This is a genomic window from Streptomyces sp. KL2, from assembly GCF_046529545.1.
Lineage (GTDB): Bacteria > Actinomycetota > Actinomycetes > Streptomycetales > Streptomycetaceae > Streptomyces > Streptomyces radiopugnans.
Genome location: NZ_CP127170.1, coordinates 3,974,882 through 3,998,475, shown reverse-complemented (window position 1 = coordinate 3,998,475; position 23,594 = coordinate 3,974,882). Strand labels below are relative to the sequence as shown.

The following is a 23,594-nucleotide window of genomic DNA, read 5'->3' as shown; positions in this document are numbered from 1 at the left end:
GAACACCCCCGCGTCAACCGCCTCCCCGAGCCGCTCCGGGCGGTGGACGGATGTGCCGGCGGGCGGCCGCGCCCCGGAAGCGGTGGAGAAGGCAGTGGGCGTGACCGGCCCCGCGCCCGGTACTGTTCCGCTGACGGCGGTGGTCCTTCGAGGCCGACTGGACCACCGGACGCGCGGCCCGGAAGCCGGGGCGCGCGGAGAAGCGAACGACCGAGCGACGCGACACGGAGCCGCACGGAGGGGGAAGGACCGACATGCCGACTTGCCCGAACGGCCATCAGTCGGCGGCCGACGACTGGTGCGAGGTGTGCGGCCACCGCATGGCCTCCGCTCCGGGTGTGCCCGCCGGCGCCGTCCCGCCGCCCCCGATGCCCGGCCGGGGCGGCTACGGCTACCCCGGCCCCGGGGGCGACCCCGCGATGCGGGGCGAGCCGTGCCCGCAGTGCCGCACCCCCCGCGAGGGGCAGTCCCCGGTCTGCGAGGAGTGCCGGTACAGCTTTCTCACGCACTCCCCCGCCGCCTACAGCCCGCCGCCCCCGCCCGCCCCGCCGTCGCAGATGCCCGGCGGCAGCATGAGCGGGCTGAACCTGCCGCCCGGATTCCAGGCACAGGGCCCGCCCGGCCCGCCGCCCCCGCCCGCGCCGCCGCAGCAGCAGCCTCAGCAGCCCATGGCCCCTCCCCAGCACCACGGGCAGCCCCCGCACGCCCAGCCGCAACACGGACAGCCGCAGCACGGACAGCCCGACTACGGCCGGTCCGACTACGGTCAGCAGCCCGGCTACGGCTACCCGCAGCAGCCTCCGGCCCCCCAGCCCCCGCAGCCGCCCCAGCAGCCGCAGGGAGGCGGCGGTGACGACTGGACGCTCCCGCCGCCCTCGCACGGCGGACAGCAGCAGCCCGCTCAGCACGGGCAGCCCCCGCACGCCCAGCCGCAGCACGGACAGCCCCCGTACGGTCAGCAGCCCGGCTACGGCTACCCGCAGCAGCCTCCGCAGCAGCAGCCCCACCAGCAGCCGCAGCAGCACCAGCAGGGGCCGCCGCCCCAGCAGCCCGCGAGCTGGGCGGTGACGGTCGGGCCCGACCACGAGTACTTCACCGCGATGATGCGGCGCAGCGGTCCCGAGGCGGCCGGACTCAACATGCCCGCCTACACCGCCGAGCAGCACGTCCAGCTCAGCGGCCCCCAGGTCACCATCGGCCGCCGCCGCCACTCCACCGGCGAGTCCCCCGACATCGACCTGGGCCGCTCCCCGGAGGACCCGGGGGTCTCGCACCAGCACGCCGTGCTGGTGCAGCAGCCCGACGGGAGCTGGTCCGTGGTCGACCAGGACTCCACCAACGGCACCACCATCAACGGCGCCGAGGACCCGATCCAGCCGTTCGTCCCCGTCCCGCTCCAGGACGGCGACCGGGTGCACGTCGGCGCGTGGACCACGATCACCCTCCACCGGGGCTGACACCCGGTTCCGGGCACCCGGCCCCGACCTCCCCGCCCCCGACATCCGGCCCTGTTCCGGGCTCCGCCGCCGGAGCCCGGAACAGGCCCTCGTCCACGGGCCGGGACGACCAGGACCGCCATGGGTGCCGGAAGGTGATGTTCCGGCACTAGCCTCCGCCTCATGACCACTGCCGCGATCACAGTCGAGGGGCTGCGCAAGCGGTACGGGGACGTGCAGGCCGTCGACGGGGTGTCCTTCACCGTCGAACGCGGCGAGTTCTACGGCATCCTCGGACCGAACGGCGCGGGCAAGACCACCACCCTGGAGATGACCGAGGGCCTGCGCAGACCGGACGAGGGGACGGTCCGGCTGCTCGGCGAGTCCCCCTTCCCCCGCAATCCGGAGCTGCTGCGCCGCATGGGCGTCCAGCTCCAGGCCTCGGCGTTCTTCGAGAGGCTGACCGCCCGCGAGCAGATCCGCACCTTCGCCTCCCTCTACGGCGTCCCGGCCGAGCGCGCCGACGCGATGCTGGAGACCGTCGGCCTGACCGAGAAGGCCGGCACCCGCGAGAACAAGCTCTCCGGAGGCCAGGCCCAGCGGCTGTCCATAGCCTGCGCGCTGGTCCACGACCCGGAGCTGGTGTTCCTGGACGAGCCGACCACCGGCCTCGACCCGCAGGCCCGCCGCAACCTGTGGGACCTGCTGCGCGCCATCAACGACGAGGGCCGCACCGTGGTGCTCACCACTCACTACATGGACGAGGCCGAGACGCTGTGCGACCGGGTCGCGGTGATGGACCACGGCCGCGTGCTGCGCGTGGGCGCCCCCTCCGAACTGGTCGGGGAACTGGGCGCCGCCTCCCTGGAGGACGTCTTCCTCCAGCTGACCGGACGGGAGTACCGCCAGTGAGCGCCAAGGCCTTCACCAGCCTGTCCAAGGCCATGGCCCTCGGCCTGCTGAGGGACCGTACGGCCGCCTTCTTCATGCTGGTCTTCCCGCTGATGTTCCTGGTGCTGTTCGGCGCGCTGTTCAAGAACGACGCGACGGCACGGGCGGAGATCGTCCAGGTCGGCCGGGTCGAGGTCTTCGACTCCCTGCCGCGCGACGCGCGCGAGGCGCTGGCGGAGGTCCTGGAGATCAGGCGGTCCGACGACCGGGACGAGGCACTGGAGGAGGTCCGCGCGGGCGACGTGGACGCCGTCGTCTGGCAGGAGGGCGACGAGGTGCGGCTGCGCTACTCGGCCGCCGACCGGGTCCGGGCGGGCAACGCGCGGGCACTGGTCGACTCGGTCGTCCAGCAGGCCAACATCGCCGCGACCGGGCAGCCGCCCGCCTACGAGCTGACCACCCGCCGGGTGGAGGACGAGTCGCTGAAGGCGATCCAGTTCCTCACCCCGGGCCTGCTCGGCTGGGCGGTGGCGATGGGCGCGGTCTTCGGGTCCGCGTTCACCCTGGTCAACTGGCGCAAGAAGCGCATCCTGCGGCGGCTGCGGCTGGCCCCGGTGAGCGCGGGCACGGTCATCGCGGCCCGCGTCGGGGTGAGCGTGGCGCTGGCCCTCGTCCAGACTGCGGTCTTCCTCGGCGTCGCCTCCCTCCCGTACTACGGCCTGGAGCTGAGCGGCGACTGGTGGCTGGCCGTGCCGCTGGTGGTGTGCGGCACACTGGCCTTCATGTCCATCGGGCTGGTCGTCGGCGCCCGGGCGAAGACCGAGGAGGCGGCGAACGGGGCGGCCCAGGTCGTCATCCTGCCGATGGCCTTCCTCTCCGGCGCCTTCTTCCCGCTGGACGTGGCGCCGGCCTGGATCCAGACGGTCTCCGGCGTCTTCCCGCTGACGTATCTGAACGAGGCGATGCAGGACGTCGTCTCCCGCGGCCAGTCCTGGGGTGCGGCACTGCCCGTCATGGGCGGGCTGCTGCTGTTCGCGGCGGTCCTGACGGCCGTGGCCGCCCGGCTCTTCCGCTGGGACGACGCCTGAGGGAAGCCCACCGCCCCCGGGGTCCGGCCGGAACCCGGAAGTCCCGGGCCGGGCATCTGCGACCATGGGGGGCGTGATGGAGATTCCGCGTGGCGACGTGCAGACGCAGACCTTCTTCGAGCAGGTCGGGGGCGAGGAGACGTTCCGGCGGCTGGTGCGCCGGTTCTACGAGGGTGTCGCCGGGGACCCGCTGCTGCGGCCGATGTACCCGGAGGAGGACCTCGGTCCGGCCGAGGAGCGGCTGGCGCTGTTCCTGATGCAGTACTGGGGCGGGCCCCGGACGTACAGCGAGCAGCGGGGACACCCCCGGCTGCGCATGCGGCACGTGCCCTTCAGGGTCGACCGCGCCGCCCACGACGCCTGGCTGCGGCACATGCGCGACGCCGTGGACGAGCTCGGCCTGGCCCCCGAGCAGGAGCGGCAGCTGTGGGACTACCTGGTCTACGCGGCCGCCTCGATGGTCAACACCCCGGACTGACCCTCCGCACCGCACACCCGCACGCACCGGAGCCCCGGCCCTTTCCTCGGGCCGGGGCTCCGTCGGCGTCCTCCGCGGAGGACACCCGCGGAGGCGTCCTCGCGGGCGTCCTCACAACGGGGTGACGCTCAGCCCCGGCCCGCCCCTTCCGGCGCCGCGCACGGCGACGGAGCCGTACGGGGTGCGCAGCCGGAGCCAGGAGCCGGCGGCCAGCACGGCCACCGTGCCGGCGCCGTCCCGCCCGCCCACCACGGGCGGCGGCCCCTGCGGGCCGGCCGCCGGGACCGGGCCGCGCGAGCGCAGCATGCCCAGCGCCTGCGCGGCGTGCACGGCGCGCAGCGGCAGCCCCGTACCGCCGCCCAGGGGGCGGGACCAGATCTCCTCCGCCAGCGCGTCCAGCGCCTCGCGGGTGCGTTCGCCGGGCGCCAGCGCCTCGCTGCGCCGCCGGAACTCGGCGACCACCGACGCGGCCGCCGCGCGCACCGACTCGTACGGCAGCTCGCCCACCGGGCGCCAGCCGCCGCGCGGCGGCAGCAGACCGGCCCAGGGCGGGCCGGTCACGGCTGCGGGTACGGCGACGGACCCGGACGCCTCGTCGACGCCCTCCAGCAGTTCTCCGGCGGAGACCGTCGCGTCCAGCTCCGCCGGCTCGGCCAGCCGGGCGGTGCGCACGGCCAGCACCTCGAAGCGGGCCGGGCGCGCGAAGACGCCCAGGACGCCGTCCCCGGCCGCCCTCAGCCGTACCGCCGCGGCCTTCTCCCAGCGCAGCAGCCGGCCCAGGAGGGCGGCCAGCTCGGCCGCCTCCCCGGGGTCGGCGAACACCAGGCGTGGGGGCTGTCCGCTCATGCGGCGGCGGTCCCCGTCGCGCTGTCGTCCAGGTACTCCTTGAGGAACGCCTTCTCCTCGTCGGAGAGCCGCCGCGGACGCTCACGCTCCAGGTCGTAGGGGACCACGACCGTCGAGGCGCGGACGTAGACGGTGTCACCGTCCCCGGGGCCGTCCTTGACCTCGTACTCCACCGTCAGCGAGGCGGCGCCGACCTTGGTCACCCACAGCTCGACCACGACCGGCTCGTGCCGGTGCACCAGCGGGCGCAGGTAGGAGATCTCGTGCCTGGCCACCACCGAGCCGCCGGTGAAGGCCCCCGACGCCGCCTGGCGGGCGAGCCGGAACATGAAGTCGATCCGCGCCTCCTCCAGGTACCTCAGGAACACGACGTTGTTGACGTGCCCGAAGGAGTCCATGTCGGACCAGCGCAGGGGGCAGGGGAATGTGTGGCGCACGATTCCTCAGCCCCGCGTCAGCTTCTTGTAGGTGGTGCGGTGCGGACGGGCGGCGTCCGGGCCGAGGCGCTCGACCTTGTTCTTCTCGTACGACTCGAAGTTGCCCTCGAACCAGAACCACTTGCTCTCGCCCTCGTAGGCGAGGATGTGGGTGGCCACGCGGTCCAGGAACCAGCGGTCGTGGGAGACCACCACGGCGCAGCCGGGGAACTCCAGCAGCGCGTTCTCCAGCGAGGACAGGGTCTCGACGTCGAGGTCGTTGGTCGGCTCGTCGAGCAGGAGCAGGTTGCCGCCCTGCTTGAGGGTGAGCGCCAGGTTCAGGCGGTTGCGCTCACCGCCGGAGAGGACCCCGGCCGGCTTCTGCTGGTCCGGGCCCTTGAAGCCGAACGCGGAGACGTAGGCGCGCGAGGGCATCTCGACCTGGCCGACGTTGATGTAGTCCAGCTCGTCGGAGACGACGGCCCACAGCGTCTTCTTGGGGTCGATGTTGGCGCGGGCCTGGTCGACGTAGGAGATCTTGACCGTGTCGCCGATCTTGATGGTGCCGGAGTCCGGCTCCTCCAGGCCCTGGATCATCTTGAACAGCGTGGTCTTGCCCGCGCCGTTGGGGCCGATGACGCCGACGATGCCGTTGCGCGGCAGGGTGAAGGACAGGTCGTCGATGAGGACCTTGTCACCGAACGCCTTGTGCAGGTGCTCGACCTCGACCACGACGTTGCCCAGGCGCGGGCCCGGCGGGATCTGGATCTCCTCGAAGTCCAGCTTCCGGGTCTTCTCGGCCTCGGCGGCCATCTCCTCGTAGCGGGTCAGACGCGCCTTGGACTTGGCCTGGCGGCCCTTGGCGTTGGAGCGGACCCACTCCAGCTCCTCCTTGAGGCGCTTCTGGCGCTTGGCGTCCTTCTGCCCCTCGACCTTCAGGCGGGCGGCCTTCTTCTCCAGGTAGGTGGAGTAGTTGCCCTCGTAGGGGTGGGCACGGCCGCGGTCGAGCTCCAGGATCCACTCGGCGACGTTGTCCAGGAAGTACCGGTCGTGGGTGATGGCCACGACGGTGCCCTCGTACTTGGCCAGGTGCTGCTCCAGCCACAGCACGGACTCGGCGTCCAGGTGGTTGGTGGGCTCGTCCAGCAGCAGCAGGTCGGGGGCCTCCAGCAGCAGCTTGCACAGGGCCACGCGGCGCTTCTCACCACCGGAGAGGTTGGTGACGGGCCAGTCGCCGGGCGGGCAGCCCAGAGCGTCCATGGCCTGCTCCAGCTGGGCGTCCAGGTCCCAGGCGTTCGCGTGGTCGAGCTGCTCCTGGAGCTTGCCCATCTCCTCCATCAGCTCGTCGGTGTACTCGGTCGCCATCTGCTCGGCGATCTCGTTGAACCGGTCGAGCTTGCCCTTGATCTCCGCGACGCCGTCCTGGACGTTCTCCAGCACCGTCTTGGACTCGTCCAGCGGGGGCTCCTGGAGGAGGATGCCGACGCTGTAGCCGGGGGCGAGGAAGGCGTCGCCGTTGGACGGCTGCTCCAGACCGGCCATGATCTTCAGCACCGTGGACTTTCCGGCGCCGTTGGGGCCCACGACACCGATCTTCGCTCCGGGCAGGAAGCTCAGCGTGACGTCGTCGAGAATCACCTTGTCGCCGTGCGCCTTACGCGCCTTGCGCATGGTGTAGATGTACTCAGCCAAGAGAAACCGTCCGGCAATCAGGGAGTGGGCAGATACACCCCATCTTGCCGCACCCCCGCGCTGGGACGAAAACGAGTACCGGAGCGACCTGCGTCACGGCCCGGGCCGTGAAAAGGCCGTGTGCCGCCGCGGAGGTGCGGCGGCACACGGCCGGGTGGTTCGGGCGGTCACGCCCGGACCGGTGTAGCCGGGTGGGGCGGCGGCTCAGTCGTTGGAGCCGGCCGTGGCGGGCTTCTTCTTCCGGAGGAAGAAGACGGCGGCGCCACCGAGGACCACCAGGGCGAGGGCGACGCCCGCGATGATCGGGGTGGTGCTGCTGCCGCCGGTCTCGGCGAGGTTGCCGTCGGTGTCACCGGTGGTGCCGGTGTCACCGGCGTCTCCGGTGTCGCCGCCGACGGTGGCCGGGCTGGGCTCGGTGGAGGGCTTGGGGCTCTCCTCCTCGCCGCCGCCGCCGCTGCCGCCGGTGGTGGTCTCGGTCTCGCAGTCGAGGATGCCGGTGAAGGTCTCCTTGAAACCGTTCGGGCCGGTGATCGTGATGTTGTACTCCTGGTCCTCCTGGACCGGGACGGTCACGGTCTCGGAGCCGCCTGCCGGGATCTCGTACTCCTTGCCCGCGAGGGAGAAGGAGAACGGCTCGTCACCCTGGTTGGTGGCGGTGACGTCCACGCCGCCCTTGACGCAGTTCTTCTCGGCGGTCACGGCCGGGATCGGGCCCTCGTTGGCCCAGTTCGCGGTCGCGGTGGCACTGACGCTGGAACTGCTGGAGCCGGCCAGGATCTGGGTCTGGCTCGGGTTCTTCGGGTCGACGCTGGTGAAGGCGCGGCCCACGGCGACCTCGGTGTTGGCCTGCAGGGTCAGCGAGGCGGTGCCGGGCTCGGTGCCCTTGGGCACGTCGAAGAAGAGCTGGTCGCCCTCCTTGGCGGAGGTCACCACGTTGCCGTCCTTGCCGACGACCTTCACACCCGCGCTCGTGGCCTCCGCGCCGGGCGCGACGGTCACCTCCTGCGCGTTGGTGTGCACGGTGATCGGGCCGAGCTTCTCGCCGGCCTTGCCGGAGACCGCCGCCGGCTCCAGCGTGAGCGACGCCTTCGGCTCGGCAAGGTTCTCGGCCGACTTGATCAGGTACTCGGCGAGCTTGTCGGCGTTGTCGTCGTCCGCGTCGACCTTCACGTTGTCGGAGAAGTGCCAGATCGCGATCTGAGTGCCCGCGGCGGCGGTCTTCTCGGTGAGCTGGCCGGCGCCGGCCTTGCTCGCGAGCGCCGCGAGGTCGTTCACCTGCGGGTAGGAGTTCTTCAGGATCCAGAGGATCCTGCCCGCGTTGTCGTTGCTGTGGAGCGTGGACTCGTTCCAGGAAGCCTCGCGGTACTTGGCGCCCTTGACCGTCCCGCGGCCGACGTCGATGCAGTAGGTCTTCAGGGTGCCGCCACCGTCGACCTGCAGCTCGAACAGGCCGGCAGCGGTCCGGCCACGGCTGGGACCGTTGAGGATGTTGACGCCGGAGCCGGTCGTCACACCCGCCTTGGGCAGGGTGGCGAGCACACCGCCCTGCTGGTTGTTCTCGTCTGCGACGGCGGTCCCCGCGCCGGCGATCGCTCCTGCCGCCAGCATGCCCGTGGCTATCGCAGCGGCGGCGAAACGGGCGGGACCCCGTCCGCGTACAGAAATCATGGTCTGGTCGTCCCCTCGTCAACCCCCGTGTCTCAGGGGGTGATCGTAGGGAGCAATCCGAACGCGGTCCCCAGGAATACCGGACGTTACACACTCCGATTCCCAATCGTTATCAGGGAATGCCGCAGGGACGTACTCGCCGTGACATAAGGGCGGTTACCGGCTGGTTGCATGTAAGTGTCATGGACTGGGCGCCGGTTCGCCGGCGGGAACGGCCCGCACGACGCGGCGGAACGACGATGTGCCGCGGGCCAGGTCGTGCCCCACCGCCGTCGCCTCGATCTCCGCCGACGTCCAGCGCTTTCCGTCGCGTTCGCCCTGCTGCACTCGCAACCGCCCCTGGACGAGCAGGGGTTCGCCGACGGTCACGGAGGCGGCCAGGTTCTCCGCGAGCCCCCGGAACGCCCACACCGTGTAGAAGCTGGTGTACGCGTCCGTCCAGCCGCCCCGCTGCTCGTCGTAGCGCCGCACCGTGGTGGCCAGCCGCAGCCGGGCCACCGGACGGCCGGACGCCGTCGTCCTGGCCTCCACCGCCGACGCCGCGTTGCCGACCACCGTCACCATCGTCTCGTTCATCCGGGCCGCCCCCGTCCTCTTCCCGTTCGCTCCCCGTACGGGCCCGATGCTGCCCGCCCGCGCGGATGTCCGCCGCGGCCTGTGGAGTACCGCCGGGTTGTGGACAACCCGGCCACCCGGACAGGTGATGAACGAGGCACCCGCCCGGGGCCGGGCCGGGCCGGAGCCGGGACCTCCCTCAGGCCCGGTCCGTGCCGCCCGCCGCGATGACGTACTGCTCGCGCACCTCCCGGTACCGCAGCAGTTCGGCGGCCACCGGTTCCAGCACCCAGGCCTGGCCCCAGCCGGTCGCCAGCCGCCGCAGCCCGCGCTCCTCCTCCAGCCCGTACGCCCGCGCCGGCCCCCGTGCCGCGATCCGGCAGCACCAGGCCAGCAGCGGACCGCCCAGCGCGCCGCCCGTCAGCAGCGTCACCGGCAGCCAGACGCCGCCCCACCCGGGCCCTCCGGCGATCAGGTCCACCAGCAGGTACAGGCCGAGCAACTGGACGGCCAGCATCAGCCACTGCGCGCACGCCACCACCGTCCACCAGCGCGGCTTCGGCGGCCGGACCTCACCGCCCCCCGCCCCGCACGTCCTGCCCGTCCCCCGCCACCTTCTTCTCCCGCCGCTCCCGCCGCTCGCCCCGCTCCCACCGCTTCCGCCCGCGCCCACGGCGCCGCCGCCCTCCCCGCCCTCGTCCGCGGCCGAGGCGATCGCGTCCTCCAGCGCCTCCGGCAGCCCCAGCGCGCCGCGCCAGGCCGCGTCCCGCACCGAGCGGGCCCACGGCTGCGGCAGCCCGGCCGAAGCCTCCTCGGCCAGTGCCCGTACCGCCTGCGCCAGTACGGGCCGGGCCACCGCGGCCGTCTCCGGCACCGGGACCCCGCCCCCGTCCCCGCTCCCGTCCCCGCTCCCGCCTCCGTCTACGTTCCCGGCACCGGGCACGGCCGGGGCGGCGGCCCTCTCCCCGCGCCCGCGCCGCGTCTCGTACCAGCGCAGCAGCCGCGCCCAGGGGGTGCCGCACGCCTGTTCGGCGTGGCGCAGCCAGAGACGTTCGGCCGTCTGCCCCGCCGCCCACGCGCCCACCGCGCAGGCCAGCCGGTCCTCGAACTCCTCGCGCGCCCGCTCGGTCAGCCCGGCCGGTCCCTGCGGGGTGTCGGCCATGTAGACCGGGCGGAGCCGGGCGACCACACCGTCCACGTCGGCCGACAGCCGCAGTGCCGCCGCCCGCCGCCCCGAGGCCAACTCGCGCAGGGAATCCTTGAGTTCACCGACACCCTCGCCCGTGAGCGCGGACAGGGCCAGTACGGTAGCGCCGGGCTCGCCGTGCTCGCCGAGGGCCATGCCGTCCTCGTCCAGCAGCCGCCGCAGGTCGTCCATGACGGTGTCGACGGCGTCGCCCGGCAGCCGGTCGACCTGGTTGAGCACCACGAACGTCACCTCGGCGTGGCCGGCCAGGGGCCGCAGATAGCGCTCGTGCAGCACCGCGTCCGCGTACTTCTCCGGGTCGGTCACCCAGACCACCGCGTCCACCAGCCGCAGCATCCGGTCGACCTGCTCGCGGTGGCCGGGGGCCGCGGAGTCGTGGTCGGGCAGGTCGATGAGGACCAGGCCGCGCAGCGCCGGGTCGCGCGGCTGCACCCGGCGCCGGGCCCGGGGCGGCACGCCCATCCGCTCCAGCAGGCCGTCGGCGCCGCTGTCCCACTCGGTCTCCCAGACGCAGGCGACGGGCACCGAGGTGGTGGGGCGGCGCAGTCCGGTCTCGGAGAGCTGGACCCCGGCGAGCGTGTTGAACAGCATCGATTTACCGCTGCCGGTGGCCCCGGCGACGGCCACGGTGGTGTACGCCCGCGACAGCCTGCCGCGCGCCGTGACCTCGTCCAGGATCCGGCCGGCCTCGGCGAGCACCTCGCCGTCCAGCCGGGTGCGGGAGAGGCCGACCAGTTCCCGCAGCGCGCGCAGCCGTTCGCGCAGCGCCTCCTCCTCGGGCGCGGCACCCGGCGCGGCGTACGCCCGTGTGCCGCCGGTACGGCCGCCGTCCCACCACTCCTCCCGGCCGCCGGTGCGGCCGCCGCGGGCACCGTCGAACAGCCCGTCGCCGCGGGCACCGTCGAACAGCGCGTCGCCGCGGGCGCCGTCGAACGGCCCGGTGGGGAACGGCGTGCCCTCCGCCTCCTCCCGTACGCCCCCGTCCGTGCGGGCCCTGCGGGCGATCAGCCCGTCGTCCCAGATCCGGCCGCCGCCGGTGCGGACGTCCACGCCCACCGCGATCACCTCTTCCTCTGCAGTACGGACAGTGCGGCGATCAGGGCCACCTGCTGGTCGGGGGTGGCGTCGAGATCCCGCAGGGGCGCCAGCCGGTAGCCGCGCTCCCCTCGCAGCGCGCGGTCCAGGCAGTCCTCCAGCAGCCGCTCGCCGCGCTCGCGCAGCCGCGCCGCGACGGCCGCGCCCAGTGCGCAGGCGAGCGCCTCGTCCGCGCCCCGCGCGCGCCGCCCGCCCAGCAGGGCGGCGGCGAGCAGGGCCGCGATCCCCTCGGCCGGCAGCGGGCAGCCGCCCTCGGCCGAGCGCAGCTCCTCGTCGGCGATCTCCTCCAGGCAGCGCCGCCAGCGCCGTGCCAGGATGTCGATCCGCTCCGCGACCAGTTCGTCCGCGCGGCCGCACTCGGGGGCGCCGGGCTCCAGGCGCCAGGCGTCGGCCGCCTCCTCGTCGGCGTCGCCGACGGCACCGCGCAGCAGGGCCGACAGCCCGTCGGCGAAGGCGTCCAGGAGTTCATCGCCGCCGCTGTCCCGGGGGAAGCCGCGCCAGCGGGCGAGGGCCTCGCCCGCCAGCAGTTCCCCGTCGTCGATCTGCCGCCGCACCCGCGCCCCGGCCCGCTCGTACGCGCCGTCGATGTGCCGCATCAGCCGCAGTGCGGCGGCGTGCTGGGCCGCCGCGGCGCCCGCGAGCCCGGAGACGCGGGAGCGCAGCGAGGCCAGGGCTCCGGCGGCGGTCCGGCCGGCGGCGACCGCGCGGGCGGCGGGGTCCCCGGCGTGGTGGAGCAGCCAGTCGCGCAGCTCGGCCACGGCCGTGGCGGGCAGCAGCCCGGAACCGCCGCGCGCGGACTCGGGCAGTTCGGGAACGGTGAAGCAGGGCACGTCTCCGAGGCCGGCCCGCTCCAGCAGGGCGGTGTACTGGCGGGAGACCTCCTCGGCGACCTGGTGGGGCACCCGGTCCAGCACGGTGGCCAGGGTCACGTCGTACTCGCGGGCGCTTCGCAGCAGGTGCCAGGGGATCGCGTCGGCGTAGCGGGAGGCGGTGGTGACCAGGATCCAGACGTCGGCGGCGCAGAACAGCTCGGCGGCCAGTTCGCGGTTGGCGGTCACCAGGGAGTCGATGTCGGGCGAGTCCAGCAGGGCGAGCCCGACGGGCACGGCCTCGGCGGTCTCCACGGCGAGCGCGGGCGGGGCGTCGGCGTCGTCGGCCGCGTGGTCGTCGTCGGGGACGGCGGCCGGCCCGTCCTCCGCGGCCCGGCAGTCGTCGCGCCGCGGCGTCCAGACCCGTCTCAGCCGGGGCAGTACTCGGGGCCCGGCGAACCAGTGCTGGTCGGCGGGGTGGCAGACCAGCACGGGTGTGCGCGTGGTGGGCCGCAGCACCCCCGCGTCGCTGACCCGGCGTCCGACGAGCGAGTTGACCAGGGTGGACTTCCCGGCTCCGGTGGAGCCGCCGACGACCGCGAGCAGCGGCGCCTCGGGGGCGCGCAGCCTGGGCACCAGGTAGTCGTCGAGCTGGGCGAGCAGTTCGCTGCGGGAGCGGCGGGCGCGCTCGGCCCCGGGCAGCGGCAGCGGAAAGCGGGCTGCGGCGACGCGGTCACGCAGCGTGGTGAGCGCGTCGAGCAGTTCGGTCCTAGCTTCCAAGATCGCCACATGCGCAGAATGCCCAATTTCGAATGGTTTTTGAAGTGCATTAGGACTAGAACAGGGTGTTTTGACCCCTGTGGCCCGCGCCGCATCGGGGGCAGAGGGCATAACGACTGCACAACACCCGCCCCATCGGGCGCTCAAACCGGTGCATGATTCGTACTCGCCTGCGATTATCGGGACCGCTTCACTGAACCTCCACAGGGTGTCGCGGACGTGAAGCAACCGGGAGGATGCACCCGGGCCCCTATCCTTGTCGCGGCAAGGTCACCCGGGGGCGCTCCGCCGTCCGTCCGCGACCGCTTGAGCCCCCGTAGCTCAGTGGATAGAGCAGGCGCCTTCTAAGCGCTTGGCCGCAGGTTCGAGTCCTGCCGGGGGCGCCACTGACGTCATGTCGGGTGGGCCGTGTTCCGCCTGGTCACACTGTGTCCGGCCCTCCCGGAACCCCAGTGTGCGCCGCTTCGGCGGAAGGCGCGGGAGTCCGGCCTGCACCGGCTGGAGCCGGCCCTCCGCGGGCGCCTGTCCCCCATGCGTCCCCGGCTCCCCCCACCACCCGAATGCACCCGAAGCGCCCCTGCCGGGCAGCCGGCCGGCTGCCCGGCGACGCACCTCGCGTGGATGGCGGCGCGCTGCGGAAGGCGCTCGCCGCCGTCCCCGGCCGCGCGCAGACGACCGCCTTCGGCGAGCCGGGGACCGGGGCCTTCCCGTTCCGCCCTCCCCTCCGCGGCCCGGCCCGTCCGGGCCGGGCCGTGGGCGCGGTTACGGCGCGGCCTCTATTCGCGCGTCGCACCGAACACTTTGCAGTCCCTCCGGTCCGAGGCCCCGGGTCGCAGCCGTGACAGAGGTTTGGACCACGGGCCGGTCCGGCCGGTCCCGTCCGCCGTTACGGCTCGACCCGGCCTCAAGCCCGCTTTTCTACCATCCGTCGCATGCGGATATTCGTCACCGGTGGTGCGGGGTTCATCGGATCGCAGTACGTCAGGGCTCTGTTGTCCGGCAGGCTTCCGGGGACCCCTGCGGGCGGTGCCCGGGTCACCGTGCTCGATGTGCTCGGCCACGGCGGCGACATGAGGAACCTCGCGCCGGTCGCCGGGCATCCCGGGTTCTCGTTCCTCCGCGGTGACATCCGCGTTGCGGAGCTGGTCGACGAGGCGGTACGCGGGCACGATGCAATCGTTCACTTCGCCGCCGAGTCGCACGTGGACCGGTCCATCGAGGACGCCCGTGACTTCGTGTCGACCAATGTGCTCGGCACACAGGTACTGCTGGACGCCGCCCGCCGGCACGGTGTCGGGCGTTTCGTGCATGTGTCCACCGACGAGGTCTACGGATCGATCCCGGTCGGCTCGTGGACCGAGAAGCAGCCGCTTGCACCCAACTCGCCCTACGCGGCGTCCAAGGCCGCCTCCGATCTGCTGGTACTGGCCGCGCACAGGACCCACGGCCTGGACGCCGTGATCACCCGGTGCTCGAACAACTACGGCCCTTACCAGAATCCGGAGAAGGTCATACCGCGCTTCGTCACGAACCTTCTGCGGGGCCGCCGTGTCCCGCTGTACGGGGAGGGCGCCAACGTCCGCGAGTGGCTCCACGTCGCGGACCACTGCGTGGCCGTCCACCTGGTGCTACGCGGCGGCCGGGCCGGCCAGGTCTACAACGTCGGTGGCGGCACGGAACTGACCAACAGGGAACTGACCGCGCACTTGTTGGAAAGCTGCGGGGCCGACTGGGGGATGGTCGAACGGGTCGCCGACCGCCCCGGCCATGACCAGCGGTACTCCTTGGACATGACCAGGATCCGGGAGGAACTGGGCTTCGCCCCCGAGCAGCCGTTCGAGACGGGCCTCAAGGACACGGTGGAGTGGTACCGGGAAAACATGTCCTGGTGGAACGGGTGAGGGGCTGACCGGATTTCGGGCCCTGCCCGAGGGATCCTCGAATGCCGTGGCGCGGCCGTACGGCTGTGCAGGCCTCAGCCGCATCGAAATGAATGAAGAAATGAACCGAAGGGGATTACCCATGACTGCCCAGACTCTGCCGAAGACCGGCAAGGAAGTACGCCTGGCGCGTTATGTCACCGACCAGCCGTCGAGGGAGGACTTCGAGGTCGCCGAGGTGGAGGTCGCCGCGCCCACGGCCGGCAATGTGGTGGTGCACAACCGGTATCTCCAGGTGACCGCCGTGATGCGGGACTTGATGGCCGAGGACCCCGGGCTGCCCATGATGCCCGGCTACAAGGTCGGCGAGCGGCCGTGGGGCGGCGCGATCGGCGTGGTCGTGGCCTCGGACAGCCCCGACCTGGCCGTGGGCGACACCGTCCAGCACCTGGACGGCTGGACCGAGTACTCCACCGGGCCCGCCGGCCAGTACTTCAAGGTCGAGCCCGCCTGGTACCCGGGTCTGGAGTACTTCCTGAACCAGGGCATCACGGCGTACCACGGTATGGCCGATGTCGCGGAGGTCGGCGAGGGCGACGTGGTCTTCGTGTCGAACGCGGCGGGCGGTGTCGGTTCGCTGGCCGGCCAGATCGCCAAGGCCCGAGGGGCCAAGCGGGTCATCGGCTCGGCCGGCAGCGCCGAGAAGGTGGCCTACCTGACCGAGGTGCTCGGCTACGACGCCGCGTTCAACTACAAGGACGGCCCGGTGGCCGAGCAGCTCGCCAAGCTGGCTCCCGACGGGATCGACGTGTTCTTCGACCTGGTCGGCGGCGAGCACTTCGAGGCCGCCGTGCAGGTGGCGGCGCAGGGGGCCCGGTTCGCGCTCGGGGGCGCGGTCTCCGCGCAGACCGGTGACGCGCAGGGGGCGTTCCCCCGGCTGGACATCATGACCGGGATCATCCGGCAGATCGTCATCAAGCCGTTCTCCACCTACCACACGCCGGAGCAGATCCAGGCCTGGAACCAGCACTTCGCGCAGTGGCTCCAGGAGGGGAAGATCGTGCTGCCCCACACCGTGGTGGAGGGCGGCGTGGAGGCCGCGCCCGAGGCGCTCATCAACCTGCTGCGCGGCGCCTACAAGGGCAACGTGCTGGTCAAGATCTCCTGATGGCCGGCACCGAGCGGTTCCCGGAAAGGGGTCTTCTGCCGTGATCGACCAGATGACGTCGGCGGCGCCGGCCAAGCCCCGCCGGGCCGGGTTCGTCCTCGCGGTGTGCTGCCTCGCCCAGTTGACGGTGATCCTCGACGCATCGATCGTGAACGTCGCCATCCCGTCCATCCAGCAGGATCTGCAGTTCACACCGGGCAGCCTGACCTGGGTATACAACGGCTATCTGATTCCGTTTGCCGGATTCCTGCTGCTGGCCGGACGCATGGTGGACCTGCTGGGCGGCCGGCGCATGCTGCTGGTCGGCCTCGCGGTGTTCACGGTGTTCAGCCTCGTCGGCGGTATCGCACCGAACGCAGGGGCCCTGGTGATCGGCCGTGCGGGCCAGGGCTTCGGCGGCGCGATCATGGCGTCCGCCTCGCTGGCGGTGCTCAGCTCCACGTTCACCCATCCGGTGGAGCGGGCCAAGGCGCTCGCCCTGTGGGGCGCCGCCTCGGGCAGTGGCGGCGCGATCGGTGTGCTCAGCGGCGGCGCGATCGTCCAATGGATGTCGTGGCGCTGGGTCTTCCTCATCAACGTGCCGCTGTGCCTGCTGATCGTGGGGATGGCGGTGGTGTCGGTGGCCACTACCTCGCGCATCGGCACCCGCGGGGGCACGAAGCTCGATGTGCTGGGCTCGCTGTCGGTCACCTTGGGGATCGCCGCGCTCGTCTACGGTCTCGCCGAGGGGCAGCGCTACGGCTGGGGTTCGGCGCGCATCGTCGCCTCGCTGACCATCGGCGTGGTGCTGCTGGCGGTGTTCGTGCTGGACCAGGCGAAGTGGGCGGCACAGCCGCTGATGGAGCTGAGTCTGTTCCGCAACCGCTCGGTGTGGGCAGCCAACGTCACGATGCTGGCGCTGGGGGCGGCCCTGCCCACGGCTTTCTACTTCCTGACGCTGCTGTACCAGTCGGTGCTGCACTACAGCGCCATACGGACGGGACTGGTCTTCCTGCCGCTGACGCTCTGCGCGTTCGCGGGCGCCGCCGCCTCCTCGGTCGTGGGGCCGAAGACGGGTCCCCGTCCGCTGATGCTGGTGGGGCTCTTCCCCATGATCGCCGGACTGCTGTGGCAGTCGTCGGCCGACGAGAGCGCCTCCTACATCGCCGATCTGCTGGGCCCCAGCCTGCTGTTCGGTCTGGGGCTCGGCATCCTGGTGACCTCCGTGGCCGCTGCGGCGACGGCGGGGGTGCCGGAGGACAAGCAGGGGCTGGCCTCGGGGGTGCTGAACACCTCCCAGGCCCTGGGAGGTGCGGCCGGCCTCGCGGTCATGGTCGCCCTGGCCCAGTGGCGTACGGCGCAGGTCGCCGACGGCGGTCCCCCCGATGTCCACGCGTTCGCCTCCGGCTACGGGGTCGCTTTCCTGGCGACCGCGGTGCTGCTCGTGCTGAGCCTGGCGGCGGCCGCAGCGGTGCCCCGCACGGTGCCCGGCGGCAAGGAGAACATCTGACGGTCCTCCTCCAGGCCGCCGCGCAGGCCCGTCCGGTTCCTCCGGGCGGGCCTGCGCGGTTCCTGCTGCCCGCACCCGCGACCCCGGGGCGACGCGGCCCGGGCCCACCCGGCCTCGACAGCCCCTATAGGCGGCTTCACTAGCTTCCGAAGCATGCGAGGCATAATTCTGGCCGGCGGAACCGGCTCCCGCCTGTGGCCGATCACCCAAGCCATGTCGAAGCAGCTCATGCCGGTCTTCGACAAACCGATGATCTACTACCCGCTGTCCACCCTGATGCTGGCGGGTATACGGGACATCCTCGTCGTCACGACGCCGTCCGACCGGGGGTCCTTCGAGCGGCTGCTGGGCGACGGCTCGCACCTGGGCCTGAGTCTCAGTTACGCGACCCAGCCCGTCCCCGGAGGAATCGCCCAGGCGCTTCTGATCGGCGAGGACTTCATCGCGGACGAGCCGGTGGCGCTGATCCTCGGCGACAACATCTTCCACGGGGTCGGCCTCGGCGACCAGTTGAAGACCCACACTTCTCCGGACGGCGGGCACATCTTCGCCTACCCGGTGGCCAATCCGAGCGATTTCGGTGTTCTGGACTTCGATCTCGAAGGACGGGTCCGCTCCATCGAGGAAAAGCCCGCGCAACCGAAATCGCGGTACGTGGTGCCCGGTCTCTATTTCTACGACAACCGGGCCGTCGACATCGCCCGTTCACTGCGGCCCAGCCTGCGCGGCGAACTGGAGATAACCGAGGTGAACCAGGCGTACCTGCGCAGGGGCGAACTCAACGTCACCGTGCTCGACCGGGGCACCGTGTGGCTCGACACCGGGACGTTCGCCTCGCTGGTGCAGGCGTCGGAGTTCGTGCGGGTGGTCGAGGAGCGGCAGGGCCAGAAGATCGGCTGCGTCGAGGAGGTGGCCTGGCGCCGCGGGTTCATAGACAGCGACCGGCTCCGCGAGTTGGCGAAGCCGCTCATGCCCAGCGGCTACGGCGAGTACCTGGTGGGGCTGCCGGACTCCGCGGGAGTGGAGATCCAGAACAAGGTCCCGGCCGGCGCCGGTGTCGGCGCCGTCGGCTGAGGAAGGGAATCCGATGATCTTCGAAGAACTCGGCCTCGACGGTGTCCACCTCGTGGAGCCGAAGGTGCACGGCGACGCGCGCGGGGCGTTCGTGGAACTGTTCGTCGGCGAGCGGCTGCACGCGGCGACCGGGCGTCCCATGGAAGTGGCGCAGGTCAACTGCTCGGTCTCGCGGCGCGGCACGATCCGCGGGATCCACCTGACCGCCGCCCCGCCGGGAGAGGCGAAGTACGTCACCTGTGTGAGCGGTTCGATCGTCGACATGGTGGTGGACGTCCGGGTCGGCTCCCCGACGTACGGCGCGTCCGTCGCGATTCCGCTGGACGACGTCCGGCGGCGCGCCGTCTACATCCCCGCGGGGTTCGGGCACGGGTTCGCGGCGGTCAGCGAGACGGCGGTGGTCGCCTACATGTGCGACCGCGTCTACACCCCGGGGAAGGCGATATCGATCGACCCGCTGGACCCGCGCCTCGCCCTGCCGTGGCCCGCCATGGACGACATCGTCCTGTCCGACAAGGACCGGACCGCTCCGACGCTGGCGCAGACGGAGGCCCTGGGCGTACTGCCCTCCTACGCGGACCTCCGTGCCGAGGTTCTGTCAGGGCCGCGTGCATGAAGCGGCCGGTATCCCCGAGCAAGCCGACGACTCCAGGAGCTGGAACCACGTGAAGAGACACATCGCTTTCCTGAACATCCCCGCGGCGGGCCACATCACCCCGACGCTGGGCGTCGTGGAGGAGCTGGTCGAGCGCGGCCACCGGGTCAGCTACCTGGCCGCCGGGGACTTCGCCGAGCGGATCGCCTCGACGGGCGCGGACGTCATCCCGTACACCTCGGTCATCGACCCCCGGACCATCGCCCCGACCGGCGCGGAGGACTGGCTGGCGCGGGTGCTGCTGGGCGCGGTCCGGGAAGCGGCCGCCACCGCGCCGGTGCTTGAGGAGTACTTCGGCGACGACGTGCCGGACTGCCTGGTCTACGACATCTCGATGCAGTTCCTCGGCCGGGTGATGGCACGCAAGCTCGGCGTGCCGGGGATCCAGCTCTACCCCGTCCTCATTTCCCGCCAGTACTTCTCCGACGCCCAGGAGGCCGCCGAGGGGATGTTCGGCGAGCTGACGCGTGAGCTGCGCGCGTTCGCCGACGCGCACGGGCTGCGGGACGTCCCGCTGGACGAGCTGATGGCGGACGCCTCGCACAACATCTCCTTCATGCCGCGCGAGTTCCAGTCCGAGGGCGAGTCCTTTCCCGAGGACCGGTACACGTTCGCCGGGATCACGCTGCGGCGGAGCGACCTGCAGGGCACCTGGAGGCCGTCCAACGACAAGCCCGTCGTCCTGATCTCCCTGGGCACGACCTTCAACACCCAGCCCGAGTTCTTCGCCATGTGCGCCAAGGCGTTCGAGGGGCTGCCGTGGCACGTGGTTATCGCGGCGGGCCCCGGGGTGGACCTGGAGGCGGTGGGCGAACTGCCGCCCAACGCCGAGATCCACACCTGGCTGACCCTCCAGGCCGTGCTGGAGCACGCGGGCGCGTTCGTATGCCACGGCGGCGCCGGCAACACCATGAACGCCCTGTACGCCGGGGTGCCCCTCGTCTCCGTACCGCACAACGGCGACTCCGAGATGATCGCCGCGCGGACCGGCGAGCTGCGCCTGGGCCAGGTGCTGCGCCCCGAGGAGGTCACCCCCGAATCCCTCCGGGAGGCTGTTCTGGCGGTCGCCTCCGACCCCGTCATACGGACCAACCTGGACGACATGCGCGAGCACATGCGAAAGGCCGGCGGTGCCCAGCGCGCGGCTGACACGATCCTCGGCCACCTCCGCACCGCGGCGAAATGACCACCGCTCAGACACCGACAACCAGGAGAGACGATGAACTCGCACGACCTCGCCACCACGCTCGTCCCGAGCGACCTGTACCTGGAGATCCAGCAGTTCTACGCCCTTCAGCTCAAGATCCTCGACCGCGGGGACGGCGAGCAGTGGGCCCGGACCTTCACCCCGGACGGCGTGTTCCAGGCGGCGGACATGCCCGACCCCCTGGTCGGCCGGGACATGCTGGTCAAAGCGATCGAGAGGCAGACCGGCCTGCACGAGGGGCTCGTCCTGCGGCACTGGATGGGGCAGCTGACCGTGGAGCGGCTCGGTGACGACACCGTCCGCGCGCAGAGCTACGTCATGGTCTACGTGACCCCGAACCGAACCCTGCTGAGCGGCGAAGTGCACTTCCGCCACCACACCCTCTGCGACGACGAGCTCGTCCGCGTCGACGGCACGTGGCTCGTGCGCAACCGTTTCGTCGAGACGGACGGTGACTACAAGTGAGACTCCGCCGCACCCGCAGGGAGTCCAGGGGGTGGGAGGCGTGATCCCCCTCTTCAAGGTGGCGATGTCCGACAAGGCGGCAGCCCTGGTGGGTGACGTCCTGGACAGCGGGTACATCGGGCAGGGCGCGAAGGTCGACGCGTTCGAGAGCGCCCTGGCCGAACGGCTGGACAACCCCCGGGTCCTGACCGTGAACAGCGCCACATCGGGACTGCACCTGGCTCTGCATCTGGTGGCGACGGAGGCCGGGCGGGACGGCGAGGTCCTGGCGACGGCGCTGACCTGCACCGCGACCAACTGGCCCATCCTGGCCAACGGGATGCGCATCCGCTGGGTGGACACCGATCCCGCCACCCTCAACATGGACCTGGACGACCTGGCCCGGAAGATCACTCCGTCGACCCGGGCGATCGTCCTGGTGCACTGGGGTGGCTACCCCGTCGACCTGGACCGGCTGCGCCGTGTGCTCGACCAGGCGGAACGCGTCCACGGCGTACGCCCCCGGGTCGTGGAGGACTGCGCCGACGCGTGGGGCGCCACCTACCGAGGCGTGGCTCTCGGCGGGCACGGAAACATCGCGGTTTACAGCTTCCAGGCGGTCAAGCACCTGACCTCCGGGGACGGCGGTCTGGTCGTGCTGCCCGACGACGAACTGCTGGCACGGGCACGACTGCTGCGCTGGTACGGCATCGACCGCGACGGCGGGGCCGCCCGGTTCAAGAACGACATTCCGGAGTACGGTTTCAAGTTCAACATGAACGACATCAACGCGGCCATCGGACTGGCCAACCTGGAGATCGTCGATGACCTCCTCGCCAGGCACAGGGAGAACGCGGCGTTCTACGACGCCGAGCTGTCCGATGTGGACGGCCTGGAGCTGACGGAGCGCGCCGCCGACCGCGACCCGTCGTTCTGGTACTACTCGGTCAAGGTGGACGGCCGCGACGCCTTCGCACGGCGCCTGGCCGAGGCTCACATCGCCACCAGCGAGGTGCACCACCGCAACGACACCTACACCGCGACCCGCGGCTCCCAGGCGCTGCTGCCGGGACTCGACGCCGTCGCCGAGCGCCAGATCGCCCTGCCGGTCGGCTGGTGGGTGTCGGACGAGGACCGGGCGCACATCGCGAAGACCGTCAAGGCCGGGTGGTGACAGCCGGCGGACACGGGCGGGAGAGGACGCGGGGCAGGCGGTCGCCGCCCCGCGTCCTCTCCCGTGTCGAGGGCACCGCCCGGGGGACGGCCGGGGCGCGGTCAGGGCGCGGGGAAGGAGAGGCGCGGGCCGTACCGCTCCTCGGCGCGGCGCAGTGCGGGGACCAGGGTCCTCCGCAGCTCGCGGACCTCGTCGGCGTGCTCGGCCAGGAAGTCCTCGCGCATCCGCAGCCGCGCCGGTTCGCGGACGGCCTCGACCGGGCGCATGCAGGAGGCGTACGCACGGCCGAGTTCGCGGTCGACGCGCGGGCGCTCGGCCGGGGCGGCGGAGTTCAGACGGGTGTCGGCCAGGGCGAAGAAGCCGTCCTCGTCGCCGACCTCGATGCCGTGCCCGGCGAGGCAGCCGGGCAGGCCGCGCAGGGCCCGGGCCGCGGCGGGGTCGCCGCGCAGGGAGGCGAGTTCCCGGAACCACCGCCCCTGGAGGGGGGCGTAGGCGCCGCGCAACCGCTCCGCCGCAGCCCTGCCCTCGTCCTGGCAGTGGCGCACCGCGGCGGGGTCGCCGGTGCCGGGCGCGGTCGGGCTCGCCTCGGGGGCGGGGAGATCGGCACTCCGGCTGAACCCGTGCCGGGCCAGGAAGTCCAGGTCGGGAAGCTCGGAGAGGCGGATGAACGCGGGCGGGGGCCCGTCGGGCAGACCGGCGCCGCGCTCGCTCGCGCAGTCGGCCGAGACGATGTGCGCCACCTGCTGCCCGAAGGCGTCCAGCCCCTGAGTCCAGCGGGTTTCGGCACCGGTCGCGGGCAGGACCATACGCACCGGATCACCGGGCAGGACATGGGTGAGGCGGGCGGCGGACGGGGGCTCGGCCCCGGTCCGGGAGGGCGTACCGCCCGGCGTACCGGCCCCGGCCGAGCAGCCGGCGAGCAGTGCGGTGATCGCCGCGGCGGTCGCCGCGGTGACGCGGAACGCCGGACGGCGCGGTGACACCGGACGGATCATCCGGGGCGCTCCTCTCTCGGACGGCCGGGGGTGCCGCCGGCCCTCGGCGGCACCCCCGGGGGACACGGGTTCCGGGTCAGTGGGTGATCCGGACGGAGTCCCCGCCGTCGTAGTAGCTCGCCACCGTGAACGGGGTGCCGCCCTGGACGTTCGTGCACAGCCAGTAGGTGGAGTCGTTGATGCTGTGGCTTCCGTCCGAGGCCCAGACGTAGCCCTTGCTGCAGGTGCTCCACGAACCGCTGGAGCTGCGCAGGCGGCCGGCGTAGCGGTCCCCGATGTTGGTCGTCGAGTCGTTGGAGTAGGTGAGGTTGAGGTCGCCGCAGGAGCTGGAGGACGACTTGTGGCGGATGGTGCCCACGCCCCCGTAGCCCCCGGTGGTCAGCGAACTGGTCACGCAGGACTGCGGGGCGGCGACCGCCGCGGGAGCGAGCGCGACGCAGGTCGTCGCGGCGGAGGCGAGCGCGAGCGCGCCTGCGATGACGGTTCTCTTCATGTTCTCCCCCATCTCGTTCGTCGTGCGGGCGGCGAACGCCCGCACCGGCTGTGT

At 72.2% G+C, this 23,594-nt stretch carries 21 protein-coding genes and 1 tRNA gene; 13 read left to right on the top strand and 9 right to left on the bottom strand.

Features of this window, described 5'->3' with window-relative positions; genetic code table 11:
* Nucleotides 1–254: 254 nt before the first annotated feature.
* From QPK52_RS18005 to QPK52_RS17990, 4 genes are all read left to right on the top strand, one after another.
* A complete protein-coding gene (locus QPK52_RS18005) occupies nucleotides 255–1,457 on the top strand; it encodes an FHA domain-containing protein (protein ID WP_410538506.1) in 1,203 nt (400 codons plus the stop codon).
* A gap of 162 nt (nucleotides 1,458–1,619) precedes the next feature.
* The gene (locus QPK52_RS18000) at nucleotides 1,620–2,348 is read left to right on the top strand and encodes an ABC transporter ATP-binding protein (RefSeq protein WP_410538505.1); all 729 of its coding nucleotides are present in this window, start codon (nucleotides 1,620–1,622) and stop codon (nucleotides 2,346–2,348) included.
* Entirely contained in the window at nucleotides 2,345–3,415 is a 1,071-nt protein-coding gene (locus tag QPK52_RS17995) for an ABC transporter permease (protein WP_410538504.1), read from the top strand. Before QPK52_RS18000 ends, QPK52_RS17995 begins: the two co-directional genes overlap by 4 nt.
* 73 nt (nucleotides 3,416–3,488) lie before the next feature.
* A complete protein-coding gene (locus QPK52_RS17990; protein WP_093655645.1) occupies nucleotides 3,489–3,893 on the top strand; it encodes a globin in 405 nt (134 codons plus the stop codon).
* A gap of 111 nt (nucleotides 3,894–4,004) precedes the next feature.
* On the opposite strand, the gene QPK52_RS17985 is transcribed toward QPK52_RS17990, so the two are convergent.
* The 7 genes from QPK52_RS17985 to QPK52_RS17955 all read right to left on the bottom strand — a co-directional run bounded on the left by QPK52_RS17985 (nucleotide 4,005) and on the right by QPK52_RS17955 (nucleotide 12,961).
* Nucleotides 4,005–4,739: a hypothetical protein gene (locus QPK52_RS17985; protein WP_410538503.1), complete on the bottom strand. Its 735-nt coding sequence runs from the start codon at nucleotides 4,737–4,739 to the stop codon at nucleotides 4,005–4,007.
* Complete coding sequence (locus tag QPK52_RS17980) at nucleotides 4,736–5,179, bottom strand: acyl-CoA thioesterase (protein WP_410540376.1); 444 nt, start codon at nucleotides 5,177–5,179, stop codon at nucleotides 4,736–4,738. Before QPK52_RS17980 ends, QPK52_RS17985 begins: the two co-directional genes overlap by 4 nt.
* A 3-nt stretch (nucleotides 5,180–5,182) precedes the next feature.
* The gene (gene ettA / locus QPK52_RS17975; RefSeq protein WP_093654368.1) at nucleotides 5,183–6,847 is read right to left on the bottom strand and encodes an energy-dependent translational throttle protein EttA; all 1,665 of its coding nucleotides are present in this window, start codon (nucleotides 6,845–6,847) and stop codon (nucleotides 5,183–5,185) included.
* A gap of 204 nt (nucleotides 6,848–7,051) precedes the next feature.
* Nucleotides 7,052–8,515, bottom strand: a complete 1,464-nt coding sequence (locus QPK52_RS17970; protein ID WP_410538502.1) for a Cys-Gln thioester bond-forming surface protein — start codon at nucleotides 8,513–8,515, stop codon at nucleotides 7,052–7,054.
* Nucleotides 8,516–8,695: 180 nt separating this feature from the next.
* Nucleotides 8,696–9,091, bottom strand: coding sequence for a single-stranded DNA-binding protein (locus tag QPK52_RS17965; RefSeq protein ID WP_410538501.1), 396 nt, complete (start codon nucleotides 9,089–9,091; stop codon nucleotides 8,696–8,698).
* A 178-nt stretch (nucleotides 9,092–9,269) separates the two neighbouring features.
* The gene (locus QPK52_RS17960) at nucleotides 9,270–11,342 is read right to left on the bottom strand and encodes a GTPase (RefSeq protein ID WP_410538500.1); all 2,073 of its coding nucleotides are present in this window, start codon (nucleotides 11,340–11,342) and stop codon (nucleotides 9,270–9,272) included.
* Nucleotides 11,339–12,961 (bottom strand): dynamin family protein, encoded by a 1,623-nt coding sequence (locus QPK52_RS17955; RefSeq protein WP_410540375.1) that lies wholly within the window; start codon nucleotides 12,959–12,961, stop codon nucleotides 11,339–11,341. Before QPK52_RS17955 ends, QPK52_RS17960 begins: the two co-directional genes overlap by 4 nt.
* 310 nt (nucleotides 12,962–13,271) lie before the next feature.
* On the opposite strand from QPK52_RS17955, the gene QPK52_RS17950 reads away from it, so the two are divergent.
* From QPK52_RS17950 to QPK52_RS17910, 9 genes are all read left to right on the top strand, one after another.
* A tRNA-Arg gene (locus QPK52_RS17950) sits at nucleotides 13,272–13,347 on the top strand.
* Nucleotides 13,348–13,893: 546 nt separating this feature from the next.
* Complete coding sequence (gene rfbB / locus QPK52_RS17945) at nucleotides 13,894–14,862, top strand: dTDP-glucose 4,6-dehydratase (protein WP_410538499.1); 969 nt, start codon at nucleotides 13,894–13,896, stop codon at nucleotides 14,860–14,862.
* Nucleotides 14,863–14,983: 121 nt separating this feature from the next.
* Nucleotides 14,984–16,009, top strand: coding sequence for a zinc-binding dehydrogenase (locus QPK52_RS17940; RefSeq protein ID WP_410538498.1), 1,026 nt, complete (start codon nucleotides 14,984–14,986; stop codon nucleotides 16,007–16,009).
* Nucleotides 16,010–16,049: 40 nt separating this feature from the next.
* Complete coding sequence (locus QPK52_RS17935; RefSeq protein WP_410538497.1) at nucleotides 16,050–17,498, top strand: MFS transporter; 1,449 nt, start codon at nucleotides 16,050–16,052, stop codon at nucleotides 17,496–17,498.
* A gap of 153 nt (nucleotides 17,499–17,651) precedes the next feature.
* Entirely contained in the window at nucleotides 17,652–18,572 is a 921-nt protein-coding gene (rfbA, locus tag QPK52_RS17930; RefSeq protein WP_410538496.1) for a glucose-1-phosphate thymidylyltransferase RfbA, read from the top strand.
* A gap of 13 nt (nucleotides 18,573–18,585) precedes the next feature.
* Nucleotides 18,586–19,188 (top strand): dTDP-4-dehydrorhamnose 3,5-epimerase family protein, encoded by a 603-nt coding sequence (locus tag QPK52_RS17925; protein ID WP_410538495.1) that lies wholly within the window; start codon nucleotides 18,586–18,588, stop codon nucleotides 19,186–19,188.
* A gap of 49 nt (nucleotides 19,189–19,237) precedes the next feature.
* On the top strand, nucleotides 19,238–20,413 hold the full coding sequence (locus QPK52_RS17920; RefSeq protein ID WP_410538494.1) for a macrolide family glycosyltransferase: 1,176 nt from the start codon (nucleotides 19,238–19,240) through the stop codon (nucleotides 20,411–20,413).
* Nucleotides 20,414–20,446: 33 nt separating this feature from the next.
* Nucleotides 20,447–20,899 (top strand): nuclear transport factor 2 family protein, encoded by a 453-nt coding sequence (locus QPK52_RS17915; RefSeq protein WP_093654321.1) that lies wholly within the window; start codon nucleotides 20,447–20,449, stop codon nucleotides 20,897–20,899.
* Between the two features lie 31 nt (nucleotides 20,900–20,930).
* On the top strand, nucleotides 20,931–22,052 hold the full coding sequence (locus tag QPK52_RS17910) for a DegT/DnrJ/EryC1/StrS family aminotransferase (RefSeq protein ID WP_410538493.1): 1,122 nt from the start codon (nucleotides 20,931–20,933) through the stop codon (nucleotides 22,050–22,052).
* Nucleotides 22,053–22,153: 101 nt separating this feature from the next.
* Here QPK52_RS17910 and QPK52_RS17905 read toward each other — a convergent pair whose 3' ends face one another.
* Both QPK52_RS17905 and QPK52_RS17900 read right to left on the bottom strand, forming a co-directional pair.
* The gene (locus QPK52_RS17905; protein ID WP_410538492.1) at nucleotides 22,154–23,047 is read right to left on the bottom strand and encodes a hypothetical protein; all 894 of its coding nucleotides are present in this window, start codon (nucleotides 23,045–23,047) and stop codon (nucleotides 22,154–22,156) included.
* A gap of 76 nt (nucleotides 23,048–23,123) precedes the next feature.
* On the bottom strand, nucleotides 23,124–23,540 hold the full coding sequence (locus QPK52_RS17900; protein WP_410538491.1) for a hypothetical protein: 417 nt from the start codon (nucleotides 23,538–23,540) through the stop codon (nucleotides 23,124–23,126).
* Nucleotides 23,541–23,594 lie beyond the last annotated feature (54 nt).